The sequence below is a fragment of the Corallibacter vietnamensis genome (assembly GCF_039537875.1).
GTDB lineage: Bacteria > Bacteroidota > Bacteroidia > Flavobacteriales > Flavobacteriaceae > Corallibacter > Corallibacter vietnamensis.
This window is the reverse complement of sequence record NZ_BAABBI010000001.1, coordinates 1,518,650-1,533,765: the sequence shown is the minus strand read 5'-3', so window position 1 is coordinate 1,533,765 and position 15,116 is coordinate 1,518,650. Positions and strand designations below refer to the sequence as shown.

General features: G+C 32.3%; 15 protein-coding genes. 10 read left to right on the top strand and 5 right to left on the bottom strand.

The genetic code is table 11. The annotated features are described in order from the left end of the window. Positions 1 to 22: 22 nt before the first annotated feature. The 3 genes from ABD690_RS06975 to ruvX form a co-directional block, all read right to left on the bottom strand. Positions 23 to 442: a DUF5606 family protein gene (locus tag ABD690_RS06975; protein ID WP_344728700.1), complete on the bottom strand. Its 420-nt coding sequence runs from the start codon at positions 440 to 442 to the stop codon at positions 23 to 25. A 52-nt stretch (positions 443 to 494) separates the two neighbouring features. Next, positions 495 to 1,085 (bottom strand): peptide deformylase, encoded by a 591-nt coding sequence (gene def, locus ABD690_RS06970; protein WP_344728698.1) that lies wholly within the window; start codon positions 1,083 to 1,085, stop codon positions 495 to 497. Between the two features lie 106 nt (positions 1,086 to 1,191). Continuing rightward, on the bottom strand, positions 1,192 to 1,602 hold the full coding sequence (ruvX, locus tag ABD690_RS06965) for a Holliday junction resolvase RuvX (RefSeq protein WP_344728696.1): 411 nt from the start codon (positions 1,600 to 1,602) through the stop codon (positions 1,192 to 1,194). A 199-nt stretch (positions 1,603 to 1,801) separates the two neighbouring features. On the opposite strand from ruvX, the gene ABD690_RS06960 reads away from it, so the two are divergent. The 3 genes from ABD690_RS06960 to ABD690_RS06950 are packed head-to-tail and all read left to right on the top strand — an operon-like array spanning position 1,802 to position 4,432. Next, entirely contained in the window at positions 1,802 to 2,617 is an 816-nt protein-coding gene (locus ABD690_RS06960; RefSeq protein WP_344728694.1) for a 2,3,4,5-tetrahydropyridine-2,6-dicarboxylate N-succinyltransferase, read from the top strand. After that, entirely contained in the window at positions 2,618 to 3,676 is a 1,059-nt protein-coding gene (locus tag ABD690_RS06955; RefSeq protein ID WP_344728692.1) for a glycosyltransferase family 9 protein, read from the top strand. Then, complete coding sequence (locus tag ABD690_RS06950; protein ID WP_344728689.1) at positions 3,677 to 4,432, top strand: glycosyltransferase family 2 protein; 756 nt, start codon at positions 3,677 to 3,679, stop codon at positions 4,430 to 4,432. Here ABD690_RS06950 and ABD690_RS06945 read toward each other — a convergent pair whose 3' ends face one another. Together ABD690_RS06945 and ABD690_RS06940 are read right to left on the bottom strand one after the other, a co-directional pair. Next, entirely contained in the window at positions 4,433 to 5,194 is a 762-nt protein-coding gene (locus ABD690_RS06945) for a lipopolysaccharide kinase InaA family protein (RefSeq protein WP_344728687.1), read from the bottom strand. Between the two features lie 31 nt (positions 5,195 to 5,225). Further along, positions 5,226 to 6,104 carry an alpha-1,2-fucosyltransferase gene (locus ABD690_RS06940; RefSeq protein WP_344728685.1) on the bottom strand — a complete coding sequence of 293 codons (879 nt, stop codon included), beginning with the start codon at positions 6,102 to 6,104 and terminating at the stop codon, positions 5,226 to 5,228. A gap of 118 nt (positions 6,105 to 6,222) precedes the next feature. Here ABD690_RS06940 and ABD690_RS06935 point away from each other — a divergent pair, with 118 nt between their 5' ends. The 7 genes from ABD690_RS06935 (at position 6,223) to ABD690_RS06905 (ending at position 15,053) form a co-directional block, all read left to right on the top strand. Further along, positions 6,223 to 6,783, top strand: coding sequence for an L-threonylcarbamoyladenylate synthase (locus ABD690_RS06935; protein ID WP_344728683.1), 561 nt, complete (start codon positions 6,223 to 6,225; stop codon positions 6,781 to 6,783). Positions 6,784 to 6,826: 43 nt separating this feature from the next. Beyond that, complete coding sequence (locus tag ABD690_RS06930) at positions 6,827 to 8,245, top strand: CCA tRNA nucleotidyltransferase (RefSeq protein ID WP_344728682.1); 1,419 nt, start codon at positions 6,827 to 6,829, stop codon at positions 8,243 to 8,245. A 7-nt stretch (positions 8,246 to 8,252) separates the two neighbouring features. Beyond that, complete coding sequence (locus ABD690_RS06925) at positions 8,253 to 9,287, top strand: COX15/CtaA family protein (RefSeq protein WP_344728680.1); 1,035 nt, start codon at positions 8,253 to 8,255, stop codon at positions 9,285 to 9,287. A gap of 25 nt (positions 9,288 to 9,312) precedes the next feature. Next, the gene (locus ABD690_RS06920) at positions 9,313 to 9,831 is read left to right on the top strand and encodes an IS1096 element passenger TnpR family protein (RefSeq protein ID WP_344728678.1); all 519 of its coding nucleotides are present in this window, start codon (positions 9,313 to 9,315) and stop codon (positions 9,829 to 9,831) included. 142 nt (positions 9,832 to 9,973) lie between these two features. Beyond that, positions 9,974 to 10,870: an ABC transporter ATP-binding protein gene (locus ABD690_RS06915; RefSeq protein ID WP_344728676.1), complete on the top strand. Its 897-nt coding sequence runs from the start codon at positions 9,974 to 9,976 to the stop codon at positions 10,868 to 10,870. 22 nt (positions 10,871 to 10,892) lie between these two features. Beyond that, the gene (locus ABD690_RS06910; RefSeq protein ID WP_344728674.1) at positions 10,893 to 11,720 is read left to right on the top strand and encodes an ABC transporter permease; all 828 of its coding nucleotides are present in this window, start codon (positions 10,893 to 10,895) and stop codon (positions 11,718 to 11,720) included. A 30-nt stretch (positions 11,721 to 11,750) separates the two neighbouring features. Then, entirely contained in the window at positions 11,751 to 15,053 is a 3,303-nt protein-coding gene (locus ABD690_RS06905; RefSeq protein WP_344728672.1) for a T9SS type B sorting domain-containing protein, read from the top strand. The last annotated feature ends 63 nt before the right edge of the window (positions 15,054 to 15,116 follow it).

The window sequence follows — 15,116 nt, the reverse complement described above, 5'->3', positions numbered from 1 at the left end:
TTTTTTTTATCTAAAAAGTATTTTATTCTTCTTCATCTGTTGTTGATTCTTCAACATCAAAATCTAACATATCATGTTTATGAAGTAAGTTATACCATTGTACAACTTTTTTTATGTCGCTTGCATATACTCTGTCTTCATCATAATCAGGAAGCACTTCAAAAAAGTATTCTTCTAATTTATCTTTACTGTCTTTATGACTTATAGAGGTTGCATTTGCGTTTTCTTTTTCTTTTATTTTAGTAAATACATCACGTAACGGCACTTCTTCAGTAAGTGTATAAATTGCTATTTCGCTTAAAATACTCACATTGTGATGAATACCTACAGATAATTTTCTTTTATCTATTAACGACTCTGCAACAAAACCTGTTCTGGTTTGTGCTACCATTTTATATAATCCTGGTTTTCCCGCTATTGCTAATACTTTATCTAAACTCATATACTATTTTTAAGGTGGGCAAATATATATTTTTGCAACTGTTATTCAAATATTATCGTTTCTTTTTTTGATTAGGAAAACGCATTCTATAATCAATGTTTATCTTTCCTTTAGAAATATTATTTAGCTTACCTTTTATAAGACGTTTTTTTAAACTAGACAGTTTGTCTGTAAATAAAACTCCTTCTATATGATCATATTCATGTTGAATAACTCTTGCGGCTAATCCATCAAAAACTTCGGTGTGCTTTTCAAAATTTTCATCATAGTACTCAATGGTGATTTTAGGTTGTCTAAAAACATCTTCTCTTACATCTGGTATACTCAAACACCCTTCGTTAAAAGCCCATTCGTCACCTTCTTCTTTTACTATTTTAGCATTGATAAACACACGCTTAAAATCTTTTAAAAACTCACGCGCTTCTTCTGGCATACCTTCGTCTTCTGCAAAAGGTGATGTGTCAACAATAAATAAACGTATAGGCAAACCTATTTGAGGTGCAGCGAGTCCAACACCATAAGCATTGTACATAGTCTCGTTCATATTTGCTATAAGCTCATCTAGTTTTGGGTAATCTTTAGCAATATCCTTTGCTTTGACTTTTAATACAGGATCGCCATAAGCTACTATTGGTAATATCATTTTTTGTTTTTAAAGAATTGACTGCAAAAATACAACACTTCTTTAGTATTCACATAAAAACAATCAATTTATTACGTTAAAACATACTTAAAACGCAATAATCTGACTATTTATAATGTAAGTAGTTTTGAAGAATTAAAGTCGCACTAATTTCATCAACAAGTGCTTTGTTTTTACGTTGCTTTTTTGACAAACCACTATCTATCATTGTTTGAAAAGCCATTTTTGAAGTAAAGCGCTCATCGACACGTTTTATAGGAATGGCAGGAATAGCTTTTTCTAGTTTTTTAAGAAAGTTTGAGATTAAAGCTTCGCTTTCTGATGGTTCATTATTCATTTGTTTTGGTTCTCCCACCAAAAACAGCTCTACAGCTTCTTTATCTGTGTAGTCTTTAAGAAAAGTTAATAAGTCTTTTGTTTGAACCGTAGTAAGCCCTGAAGCTATTAGTTGTAACTCATCTGTTACAGCAATACCTGTTCTTACTTTTCCAAAATCTATAGCGAGTAATCTTCCCATACCTTTGCAAAGGTAACATAATAAAAAAACTCTCCACTAAAAAAGCGGAGAGCACATTGCAAAACTAATTATTTCCCATTATAATTAAAGTGCAACTTATTATTAAGACGCTCTTTTATTTGATAGGTCACATTTTTTTTAATGTTTTTTAGCTATACAATTTTATAGGGTTATCTTTGCGAAAACCATTTTTTTTACAATGAAACAACTACAACACATAATAGAAGAAGCTTGGGAAAACAGAGAGCTACTTAAAGACAAAGTAACCATTGATAGCATAAGAAACGTTATAGATTTACTTGACGCTGGAACTTTACGCGTTGCTGAACCTACAGAAAACGGCTGGCAAGTTAACGAATGGGTTAAAAAAGCTGTCGTTTTATATTTCCCAATTCAAAAAATGGAAACTTTTGAAGTTGGTATTTTTGAATATCATGATAAAATTCCTTTAAAAACGGGTTATAAAGACAAAGGTATTCGTGTAGTACCTCATGCAGTAGCACGTCATGGCGCTTATATTTCTAGCGGTGTTATTATGATGCCTAGCTATGTAAACATTGGTGCCTATGTAGATGAAAGTACTATGGTTGATACTTGGGCAACAGTAGGAAGTTGTGCGCAAATAGGCAAAAATGTGCACCTATCTGGTGGTGTTGGTATTGGTGGTGTTTTAGAACCTTTACAAGCAGCTCCTGTAATTATTGAAGACAATGCGTTTATAGGATCAAGATGTATTGTTGTTGAAGGTGTAAAAGTAGAAACCGAAGCTGTTCTTGGTGCAAACGTAGTACTAACAGCCTCTACAAAAATTATTGATGTAACAGGAGATCAACCTGTTGAAATGAAAGGCATTGTTCCTGCACGATCTGTTGTAATTCCAGGAAGTTACGCTAAAGAGTTTCCTTCTGGAACTTACAATGTTCCTTGTGCTTTAATTATTGGTAAACGAAAAGAAAGTACAAACAAAAAAACATCTCTTAATGATGCTTTAAGAGAATATGATGTTGCTGTATAAATGAAGATTTTAGTTATTCAACAAAAAATGATTGGTGATGTGCTTACAAGCAGTATTCTGTTTGAAGCATTACGTGAAAAATATCCTAATGCCCAATTAGATTATTTAATAAATTCGCACACCTTTCCTGTCGTTGAAAACAACCCTTTTATTACTAATTTTATTCATTTCTCACCTGAAGTTGAAAAAAGCAAACGAAAACTTTTTAAACTAGCAAAAAGTATAAAAAAGAACAAGTATGATGTTGTTATTGATGTGTATTCCAAACTCTCTAGCAACATCATAACTTTATTTTCTGGAGCAAAAACAAAAATTTCGTACCACAAATCCTATACAACTTTTGTTTATACTCACAATATAAAACGTTTAACTAGCACTAGCAATCCTGCTGGTTTAGCTATTGTAAACAGGCTACAATTATTAGAACCTCTAGGCATTGATATAGAAAACATAAAGCCTAAAATTTATATCACTCAACAAGAAAAAGAAACTAGTAAAGCATTTTTGAAATCTTATAACATAGATTTTAAAAAGCCCCTTTTTATGATTAGTGTTTTAGGTAGTGGAGAAAATAAAACCTACCCGTTTCATCATATGGCAAAGGTGATAGATCTTATTGTTTCACAAACTCAAGGCCAAATTTTATTTAACTACATTCCAAAACAAGAACCTGAAGCCAAAGCTATTTTTGATTTATGTAAAACCAACACGCAAAATCATATATACTTTAATGTATACGGTAAAAGCTTACGTGATTTCTTGGCTATAACAACACACTGTAACGCGCTAATTGGCAACGAAGGTGGCGCAGTAAATATGGCAAAGGCTTTGAATATTAAAACGTTTACCATATTTTCACCATGGATAGACAAAGATACTTGGAGTGTTTTTGAAGATGATTCTAACAATGTTTCAGTACATTTAAAAGACTATAAACCTGATTTATATGCTAATAAAACTGAAAAAGAAATGAAACCTCAAGCCATGTCACTTTATCAAGAATTTAACCCTGATTTCTTTGAAAAACAACTCATATCTTTTTTAAAGCACATATACTAAATGCAAAAACTAACTGCCATAATTCCTGTTGGTAACGAAATACACAATATTGAAGCTGTCATAGATTCAGTAAGGTTTGCCAATGAAATTATTGTTGTAGATAGTTTTACTAACGATGGCACTTATGAAAAAGCAAAAAGTCTTGGTGTCACAGTGTTACAACGAGAGTTTAAATATGCTGCAGACCAGAAAAATTGGGCAATTCCTCAAGCTAAATATGATTGGGTTTTACTTGTTGATGCTGACGAACGTGTAACTCCTGAACTACAAGCCGAAATTATTGATTTATTGAAAAATCCTAAAGCAGATATTGTTGCTTATTGGATAGGTAGAATGAATCATTTTATGGGTAAACGCGTACATTTTAGTGGCTGGAGAAATGATAAAGTTATTCGCTTTTTTAAAAGAGATTCCTGTAAATACGAAGATAAATTTGTGCATGAGGAAATAATAGCAAATGGTCCTGTAAGTAAATTAAAAAACAAGCTTTATCATAACACATATACAACACTCGACGCATACATTGAAAAGCTAAACAAATATGCTACATGGCAAGCAAAAGATTACGACAAAAAAACAGGAACTTTAACGCCTTACCATTTTGTAATAAAGCCTTTTTGGGGTTTTTTTAAACACTACATAGTACAAAGCGGCTTTAGAGATGGCGTTGTAGGTTTAACCATAGGATATCTTCAAGGTTATGTAGTTTTTATGCGCTACGTAAAATTATGGTTGTTACGCAAAAACAGGAAATAACTATTTTTTACGCCAAAAAAGCAGTTTCTTTTTTAAGCGAATTTTCCTGTAAAATTTATCTTGAAACTTTTGAGTAGAAGACCACATCAAATTAAAGATTTTTTGAAAATCTTCTCCAGAACATTTAGCATACTCATCACTCATTATTCTCACCACAGATTCATGAACACTTAAGCGCTCAAAATTCCTGATGCGTGTATTAAAAGACATATGCTTAAACTCCATTCGGTTTAAATCAACCAAATAAAATTTATAATCACCATTGTTTATCTGAATTAGGGTATTTCCTGGTGAGTGATCTAAAAAATTAATACCTTTTTTATGTAGATTGTATGTAAACCTTGTAAATGCTCGTAAAATCTTTTCGTTATTTGGGTAATCTAAATTTAACATCAACTCTCTATACGTAATATCATAATCTAAATGCTCGCTTACGTAGTAACTATTTTTAAAAAGAAAAGAGGTTGTTTTCTCATAATAAGCTATTGGCTGTGGCGTGCCTACATTTAATGCCATTAATTTACTAGCATATTCAAAAGAGCGTTGTGCTTTACTTTTTCTAAAAAACTTATAGACTACTTGATTAACAAGGTTTGGTATTTTAAACGATTTTATGTTTAAAACCTTACCCTTAACCTTAAAGGTTTTAAGAGAATTCCTATCACCACCTGACAGTAAAGTTCCTGAAACTGAAAAATTATTAATACAATTTTCAATATCATCTTTAAAAGCTAAAAACTTATCAGAAATTTTAATGTCCATGTGTTTTATTAATTATTTTATAGTGTCTTAATTACAGTCTTATCCAATCGCTTCCAACCAAATCGCTCACATCAATACTTTGATCAGCAAACCATTGTTTTGGTGCTATTGTTATTTTGTTTTTAACACCGCTTAACCAAACAGCCCACCAAGAAAAACTACTTGCAGACATAATGAAATGTTGACAAGAAGCCATTAACTGCAAATCTTCTTTGTATTTAATTTTTTCTGTTTCAAAATCTACAACTGTAAAGTTAGCATCCATTTTTATATTATCAATACACCATTGAGGTTCATCTGAAAATATAAAAAAATGAGGATCCTTTATATGGTCGTTAATATATGTAGAAGCTTTCTCAAAATAATCAGAACTCATAGGTACAAAATAATTATTCTGTACATAATCGCCACGCCTCATATGTACACAAACACTGTTGGTTTGTTGTATTTTTTCAAGAATATTTGTTGCTTGTGGTGATAAAGATTCTTTAAAAGAAAAATCAAGTCTTAATGAAGCTTCAGCATCACTAAAATATTTTTCGCTTTGCCAGTAACCACTATATAACGCATTGTTTAATGGCGAATTTATCAGGTTATCATCAACCGTAAAGGTTTTTTCCTTTACTTTTTTCTTACCTAATAACTTTATTCCTTTAATTATTTCAACTATAAAATGCAGATGGAGTTTATTAAAAAAACGAATTGTTTTTGGGTTTATTAGGTAACTTTCTTCAACATTAAATATATGAAGTTGATAAGGCCTATAAGTAAACCCTTCTTTCTTTTTTACCCTTAAAATGGTTGTTAAATCTAGCTTTAATGGCGTGTTTAATTGCTCTGAAATTCTTTTTCCTAAAGCATACTGAAACATTTGATTTCCTAATCCACCACGCAATCTAACAATAACCATACTTGTACAAATCTTTTAAACACGTCATTTTAAACGTATTTGTTGAAAAACATTAATTATTTAAGCAATATTACAACTTTTCTTATTTTTGCTGTAATATTTTTTTGATATTATCACCATGCAAGATATAATTAATAAAGCCTTTGAAACCTTAAAAAAAGGAGGGCTTATACTATATCCTACAGATACTGTTTGGGGTATTGGTTGCGATGCTTCAAATAGTCATGCTGTTGAAAAAATTTACAAACTAAAACAACGTGCTGAAAGCAAAGCGCTTATTTGCCTGGTCGCCAATGATGTTATGCTAAAAACGTATATAAAAAACGTTCCTGAGGTTGCTTATAGCTACTTTAATAATAACGAAAAACCTACGACAATAATTTACAACAATCCGCAACATTTAGCTTCAAACTTAATTGCCAACGACAATACATTAGCTATTAGAATCCCTAATCATGATTTTTGTCTACAACTTCTTAATAAATTTAATGGCGCTATTGTTTCTACATCTGCAAATATTAGCGGTGAACCAACGCCAAATTCATTTAAAGAAATATCTTCTGACATTTTAAAAGGTGTAGACTATGTTGTAAATTTGCCTGACAAAAAAACAGCCACAAAACCATCCTCAATCATAAAATTACACGACGATGGCAGTGTGCAAATAATAAGAAAATAACTCTCAATAATTAGTCCTACTCGAAACTTGGCATTAGAAGCTCATGAATTATAAAAAAGCACTGCAACACCCTATATTCAAGACTGTTTCTCAATCAGCCAAAGAACTTAACATAGACAGTTACGTTATAGGCGGATTTGTTCGCGATTTTATTTTAAAAAGAGGCACTGCAAAAGACATTGATATTGTTGCCATTGGCAGCGGTATCGCTTTAGCAAAACAAGTCGCAAAAAATTTACCAAACAACCCTAAAGTTCAAGTTTTTAAAACTTATGGAACAGCAATGCTTCGCTATGATGATATTGAAGTTGAATTTGTAGGCGCTAGAAAAGAAAGTTATCAGGAAAATAGCCGCAACCCTATTGTTGAAAACGGCTCACTTCAAGATGATCAAAACCGAAGAGATTTTACCATAAATGCATTAGCTCTTAATTTATCTGAAACCAACTTTGGAGAACTATTAGATCCGTTTGGAGGTATTCAAGATTTAGAAAACAAACTAATAAAAACACCTTTAGATCCTGATATTACTTATAGCGACGATCCTTTACGAATGATGCGTGCTATTCGTTTTGCAACACAATTAGGATTTAAAATTGAAGAAGAATCTCTTAACGCTATTTCAAGAAATAGCGAACGCATAAAAATAATTACCAACGAACGCATTGTTGTAGAACTAAACAAAATTTTAGAAAGCAAAAAACCTTCTACAGGGTTTTTATTACTTGAAAAAACAGGACTACTTAATCGTATTTTACCAGAGCTTACTGCCTTAAAAGGTATTGACGAGATAGAAGGCCAACGCCATAAAGACAATTTTTATCACACGCTTGAAGTCGTTGATAATATTTCTGAAAACACAGATAACTTGTGGTTACGCTGGGCCGCCTTGCTTCATGATATTGGCAAAGCACCAACCAAACGTTTTTATAAAAGAACAGGCTGGACCTTTCACGGTCATGAATTTGAAGGTTCAAAAATGGTCTATCATCTTTTTAAGCGCCTTAAAATGCCACTTAATGACAAAATGAAATTTGTACAGAAAATGGTATTTATGAGCTCAAGACCTATTGTACTAGCAAATGATGAAGTTACAGACTCTGCTGTTCGTAGATTAGTTTTTGATGCAGGTGATTATGTGGATGATTTAATGACACTTTGTGAAGCTGACATTACTACAAAAAACCCGAAAAAATTCAAAAAATATCACAACAACTTTAAGATAGTTCGTGAAAAAATAGTTGAAGTTGAAGCACGTGATCATGTGCGTAATTTTCAACCACCAATTTCTGGTGAAGAAATTATGAATACTTTCAATTTAAAACCTTCAAAAGAAATAGGTATCATAAAAGAAACGATTAAAGAAGCTATTCTAGAAGGTGATATCCCTAACGAACATGAAGCTGCCTATGAACTTATGCTTAAAGAAGGTAAGCGATTAGGCTTGACCATACAAAACTAAAAAACATATGAAAAAGCATTTTCACACCATTGCCAAAGTAACGCTTGTTTTAACATATTTGGTTATTATTGCTGGTGCTGTGGTAAGAATGACAGGTAGCGGCATGGGTTGCCCAGACTGGCCTAAATGTTTTGGCTACTATATTCCGCCTACTGAACACGAACAGTTAGAATGGCATGCTAATAAAACCTACAAAAAAGGGCAAGTTATTATTGTAAATAAAACACTACAAGTAGCCAAATCAGATTTTACAACTGCAGATACATTTATAAAATCACATTGGGAAACCTATACAAAACATGATTATGCTGTTTTTAACCCAACACATACTTGGGTAGAATATATAAACCGACTATTTGGTGCTCTAGCAGGTTTCGCGACATTATTAATGGCTTTTGCATCAGTAAAGCTCTGGAAAGAAAACAAAACCATTACGCTGCTATCGTTTGCAATAGTTTTTGGCATGGGATTTCAAGCTTGGTTAGGAAAAACCGTAGTAGACTCTCATTTAGCGCCTTTTAAAATAACAGTTCATATGGTTATGGCACTGGTAATAGTTGCTGCCATTTTATATGTTATTTACAAAACAAGCCCTAATAAAAAGGCTTTTAAGCAACACAATGTATTTAAAAACGTACTAGTAATTGCTTCTATACTAACACTTATTCAAATTGTGTTAGGTACGCAAGTAAGACAATTTATTGATGAGCAAAGTAAACTGCTAGGAGATGAAAATACAAACTTATGGCTAAACAATCCAACCGTTTCTTTTTACGTACATAGATCATTCTCTATTATAGTCCTACTGGTAAATGGTTACCTATATTACTTATTAAAAAAACAAAAACTCAACCATAAAAAATTAAACTGGGTTATGGGCATTCTCATCATAGAAGTACTTTCAGGAATTGCCATGGCTAATTTTAATTTTCCGTTTGGTTCGCAAAGTTTACACCTTGTTTTAGCTAGTATTTTGTTCGGAATTCAATATTACTTAATTTTAGAAGCATTTAACGCTAAAAACAAACTACAAACTTCGTAACTTTGCACGCTTATTTTAAAAAATTATGGTTTATAGATTTAGAGTTATTCTTGACAACGATACAGAAGATGATGTTTTTCGCGATTTAGAAATTCGTGAAACAGATACCCTTGAAGATTTACACAACATCATTACGCAATCCTTTGGGTTTGACGGCATGGAAATGGCTTCATTTTACATGAGTAATGATGCTTGGGAACAAGGAGAAGAAATTTCGCTGTTTGACATGAGCGAAGGCGTAAACTCTGTAAAACTAATGAACGAAACCACTATTAATGATGTAGTTCATGAAGCACAAACAAAGCTTATTTATGTTTATGATTTTTTAAGCATGTGGACATTTTATGTAGAACTTGCTGAAATTGTTGAAGAAGTTGAAGGTACCGATTACCCAAACCTTATGTTTGTACATGGGCAAATTCCTGATCAGGCACCAGAAAAAGCTTTTGAATCTGATGATTTAGACGATGATTTCAATGAGTTTGATGACGATCTTGACATTGAAGACTATGATAATTTAGATTTTGATGAAAATTGGAATTAATCGACTTTTCTTTTTATAAAAACTTAAAAATGCATTCTACCTTTAGAATGCATTTTTTATTTTGTAACAATTCACTAATTTAATCGTCACATAAATAACCAACATTACTGACTTTTATATCAGTAAACAAAAACCACACATTTTGGAGACCGTATTAACAATCAAAAATCTTACAAAAAAATTCGGCTATCTCACAGCTGTAAAAGACCTATCATTCACTATAAACAAAGGCAACGTATATGGAATTTTAGGCCCTAACGGCAGCGGAAAATCTACCACATTGGGTATTGTACTTAACGTGGTAAACAAAACCGAAGGAAGTTTTCATTGGTTTGATGGTAATGTCTCAACACACAATGCGTTAAAAAAAGTAGGAGCTATTATAGAGCGCCCTAACTTTTACCCATATATGACTGCCTATCAAAACCTGAAACTTGTTTGCAAGATAAAAGGCGTTCCTTACAGTAAAATTGAAGAAAAACTTCAAGTGGTAGATTTACTAGATAGAAAAGACCATAAATTTAAAACCTATTCTCTGGGAATGAAACAACGTTTAGCTATTGCTTCTGCGCTTTTAAACGACCCAGAAATATTAATATTAGACGAACCTACTAACGGATTAGACCCGCAGGGAATTCATCAAATACGTGAACTTATAAAGAAAATTGCCAGCGATGGCACTACAATTTTGTTAGCCTCTCACCTACTCGATGAAGTTGAAAAAGTATGTAGCCATGTAGTTGTTTTAAGAAAGGGTGAAAAACTATATTCTGGTCGTGTGGACGAAATGATAAGTAGTCACGGATTTTTAGAGCTTAAAGCAGAAAACCAAGAACAACTATTAAAATTTCTTGACGACAAAAAAATGTTTGGAAAAATTAAAGTAGAAGATGATTTGGTTACTGCGTTCTTGGATCAGCCTATGGATGCAAAGGCTGTAAATAAACTTATGTTTGAAAACGGCATTACACTATCACACCTTGTTAAACGAAAAGAAAGCCTTGAAGAGCAGTTCTTAAAACTAACAGACAACGTTTAATTCCAATCAAAAAACCAATCACATGTTACGACTTATAAATTTAGAATTACAAAAACTTTTACTTAACAGAACCAGTAAAATACTCATTTTTGTATCGTTCATTTTACCATTTACAGTATTAATCTTATCTTCAATAAAAATAAATTTTTTCGGATTTTTCACACTAGAACTAGGCGAATTGGGTATTTTCAACTTTCCTATAATCTGGCATATAACAACGTTTTTTGCTTCTTATTTCAAATTCTTCTTTGCTATTGTTGTTGTAAGTATGATAGGCAATGAATACAGTAATAAAACACTAAAGCAAAACTTAATTGATGGTTTAAGCAAGAAAGAATTTATCTTGTCAAAATTTTACACCATTGTATTCTTTTCACTTTTAGCAACAATCCTGATAAGCGTTGCTTCATTTTTTATTGGCTTATACTATTCTAGTTATACAGAAGCTGCTATTATTTTTAGAGAAACCGAGTTTATTTTAGCATATTTCATAAAGCTTGTTGGGTTCTTTAGCTTGTGTTTGTTTTTTGGTATGCTTGTAAAGCGTTCAGCTTTTGCGCTTGCTTTTCTATTTATTTTATATATCGTAGAGTGGCTAGTTTTTTGGGGTTCATATGAGATTTTTGGTAATTCTGAAACAGCTTTTAAAGTTAAAGGTTTTATGCCTTTAGAGTCCATGTACAAGTTGATAGATCAACCTATACAACGTATCATAATGACTAAATATCCTGATAAAGTAGACTTAACTTACGACTACGCCGTACATTGGCAAGAAATAGCCATTGTGTTAGGTTGGACTGCTGTATTTATCTTTTTATCGTTTAGATTATTAAAAAAGCGAGATTTGTGATATCTTTGATAGCAATTGCTATCAAAAAAAATGAAAAAAAAATTATTATACATACTGTTAACTGTATGTACTTACACCTATGCTCAACAAGAAGCGGCTAACTGGTATTTTGGAGAAAATGCAGGAATTAACTTTGGTCCAGATGGGAGTATTACAGTTTTAAATGATGGTCAGTTAAATACTGTTGAGGGTTGCTCATCTATATCTGATGCTAGCGGCAACCTCCTTTTTTATACAGACGGTCAAAGAGTTTACAACAGGAATCATCTAGAAATGAGTCCTTTTCTTTTGTTAGGAGATGAATCTAGCACGCAATCTGCTATTGTTGTTCCAAAACCTAACGACCCTGATATTTATTATATATTTACTGTTGGCTCTAATCAAACCACAAATGGTTTGAATTATTACACTGTAGACATGACACTTAACGGTGGACTTGGAGGTATGGTTGGAGCTGAAACAGAGCTTCTTGAAAGATGTTCTGAAAAAATATCAGCCGTATTAAAAGACTGTGAATCAGGCTCTATTTGGGTTATTGCCTTATCGAATTCAAATGGAAACAGCGTAGCCTCTATGAATACATTTCATGCTTTTGAAGTTACAACCACTGGTGTAAACCCAATTCCTGTATCGTCAACAATTAATACTTTAAATATTACTGACTCTCGTGGCTATTTAAAATTATCTCCTAATGGTGAAAAACTTGCTTGTGCGAACACCAACAACGGCTTGTTCCTATTTGACTTTGACAAAGATTCAGGGACTGTAAATAATCCCTTTAGATTAAATATTTCGGGGACAAACAATAAACCTTACGGTATTGAATTTTCTCCAAATAGTAGCTTATTATACGCAACATCCTCTAACGATTTTTTTGGTAGTGGTGACACTAATCCTAGAAACCACCATTCAGTACTTACTCAATTTAATCTTGAAGCAACCGATATACAAGCTTCAGAGTTCCCTTTAGACAGACAAGATTTATATAGAAGTGCATTACAATTAGGTCCCGATGGTAAAATTTATAGGACTATGTCTTTAACTTACAGCACAGGAACTCCTTACTTGAGTGTTATAAACAATCCTAATACTATAGGAGTTGGATGTGATTATCAAAACAATGCTATAGATTTAGGCACTAATAATTCAACACAAGGCTTACCGCCTTTTATAGCTTCTTTTTTTGCTGAAGATATAGATATTATCAGAAATGGTAGCGAAACTACATTTTTACCTTTATGCACGGGAGACACATACACTTTAGAAGCTGACAATATTCCTGACGCTACCTATGAATGGACTTTTGATGGTAATATAATTAGTGAAAATGATTATGATTTAGTCGTATCTCAAAACGGTATTTATGAAGTTACTATAAACCTTAATGATGGTGGATGTGAAATTTTAGAAGGGAAGGCTATCGTTGAGTATTTTGATTATCCAACTGCTAACTTAATAGACGACATTTCTATTTGTGACGATAACAACGACGATACTTGGTCTTTTGATTTTACAAGTCTAGATATTGATGCTTTAGGCACTCAAGACGCTTCAATTTATAGCGTTCATTATTTTGAATCTGAAGTTGACGCTAATAACAATGACAACGAAATTATAGGCGCTTATGAAAACACATCAAACCCACAAACTATTTGGTACAGAGTCCATAACGATGGAAACCCTAATTGCTATGACTTAAAATCTTTTACCATTAGTGTTTTAAACACACCAACTGCCAATGATATGCAAGATCAAGCAGTTTGTGATGATGATACTGATGGAGATGATGTAAACGGACAAGTTGAAATTAATCTAACAAACTTTAATGACGACATCTTAAATGGTCAAAATGCCGCAGATTACAACATAACATATCATTCGTCATTAAACGATGCTATAAATGGCTTTTCTGATTTACCTTTTACTTACTATAATCAAACTCCTTTTTCTGAAACTATTTTTGCTAGAATAGAAAATAAAGAAAATGATGACTGCTTTGATACAAATTCATTTAACATTATTGTAAACCCATTACCTGTTGTTGTTAACACATCGCTAATACAATGTGATGAAGATGGCATTAACGACGAAATAACAACCTTTAATCTAAACCAAATAATTGATGATATAACAGGTGGAAACACAAATTTATCTACAACTTTTTACGAAAGTTTGACAGATGCCCAAGACATATCTGCTACTTCAGTAAATGCTGATGCTTTTACTAATAATGCTAATCCTCAAATTATTTACGCCAGAGTAAAAGACGACAATACAGGCTGCTTCAATATTGCTAATATAACGCTACAAGTTAGCACCACACAAGTTAACGACTATGTTGCTAATCCTGTATGTGACGAACTTAATTCTGAAGATGGTATTAACTCCTTTAACCTAGATGATTTTACCACAGATATACAAACTCAAAACAATATCTCATTTCCTGTTACTTATTACAGCTCATATAATGATGCTTTACTTGAGCAAAACGAGTTAACATCTCCTTATACCAACACGCAACCTTATAATGAAACTATTTATTTTAGAGTAGAAAATGCTAATGCCTGTTTTGGTATAGGTGAAGCTTTATTAACAATCAATGAGCTTCCTCAATTTGAAGACGACGAAACCGTTTTGTATTGCCTTAATAATTTCCCATCAAGCATACCTATAGATGCTGGAATTGTTAACGATAATCCTAATAACTATTCATATAACTGGTCTTCTGGAGAAAACACTTATGAAATTATGGTAAATACCGTTGGAACTTACACCGTAACGGCTACCAACATAAATACAGGTTGTTCTAAATCTAGAAATATTACTGTAAATCCATCAAACATTGCTACATTTGACTCTATTGAGGTTATCGATGCTTCTGAAAACAATACTATTACAGTACTTGTTTCTGGAGAAGGTGATTATGAATATGCTCTTTTTGATCAAAACGGAATTGTCACTAATTACCAAACCAACAATACCTTTACTAACGTTTATCCTGGTATCTATACCGTAAGTGTAAAAGATGTTAAAAATGATTGTGGTATTGTAGAAAACAGTGTTTCTGTTATTGGGTTTCCTAAATTTTTCACACCAAATGGTGATGGCACCAACGATACTTGGCAAGTGCAAGGTATTTCATCTATGTTTCAGCCTAATTCTAAAATTCTGATTTTTGATAGATATGGCAAACTTTTAAAACAATTAGATCCTCTTGGGCCTGGTTGGGATGGAATTTACAATGGAAACGTTTTACCTGTTAGCGATTATTGGTTTTCTGTAACTTTACAAGATGGAAGAGTTTACAATAATCACTTTACTTTAAAACGATAAGCTTTAAAATTTGTACATTTATTTAGAAATATAGTTTCTAATTATTAATGTATCGTAACAACA

Coding starts and splice junctions, on each gene's coding strand:
- ABD690_RS06930 (WP_344728682.1), top strand. CDS start 6,827: ATGAATTATAAAAAAGCACTGCAACACCCTATATTCAAGACTGTTTCT.
- ABD690_RS06935 (WP_344728683.1), top strand. CDS start 6,223: ATGCAAGATATAATTAATAAAGCCTTTGAAACCTTAAAAAAAGGAGGG.
- ABD690_RS06960 (WP_344728694.1), top strand. CDS start 1,802: ATGAAACAACTACAACACATAATAGAAGAAGCTTGGGAAAACAGAGAG.
- ABD690_RS06955 (WP_344728692.1), top strand. CDS start 2,618: ATGAAGATTTTAGTTATTCAACAAAAAATGATTGGTGATGTGCTTACA.
- ABD690_RS06950 (WP_344728689.1), top strand. CDS start 3,677: ATGCAAAAACTAACTGCCATAATTCCTGTTGGTAACGAAATACACAAT.
- ABD690_RS06910 (WP_344728674.1), top strand. CDS start 10,893: ATGTTACGACTTATAAATTTAGAATTACAAAAACTTTTACTTAACAGA.
- def (WP_344728698.1), bottom strand. CDS start 1,085: ATGATATTACCAATAGTAGCTTATGGCGATCCTGTATTAAAAGTCAAA.
- ABD690_RS06945 (WP_344728687.1), bottom strand. CDS start 5,194: ATGGACATTAAAATTTCTGATAAGTTTTTAGCTTTTAAAGATGATATT.
- ruvX (WP_344728696.1), bottom strand. CDS start 1,602: ATGGGAAGATTACTCGCTATAGATTTTGGAAAAGTAAGAACAGGTATT.
- ABD690_RS06925 (WP_344728680.1), top strand. CDS start 8,253: ATGAAAAAGCATTTTCACACCATTGCCAAAGTAACGCTTGTTTTAACA.
- ABD690_RS06975 (WP_344728700.1), bottom strand. CDS start 442: ATGAGTTTAGATAAAGTATTAGCAATAGCGGGAAAACCAGGATTATAT.
- ABD690_RS06940 (WP_344728685.1), bottom strand. CDS start 6,104: ATGGTTATTGTTAGATTGCGTGGTGGATTAGGAAATCAAATGTTTCAG.
- ABD690_RS06920 (WP_344728678.1), top strand. CDS start 9,313: ATGGTTTATAGATTTAGAGTTATTCTTGACAACGATACAGAAGATGAT.
- ABD690_RS06905 (WP_344728672.1), top strand. CDS start 11,751: ATGAAAAAAAAATTATTATACATACTGTTAACTGTATGTACTTACACC.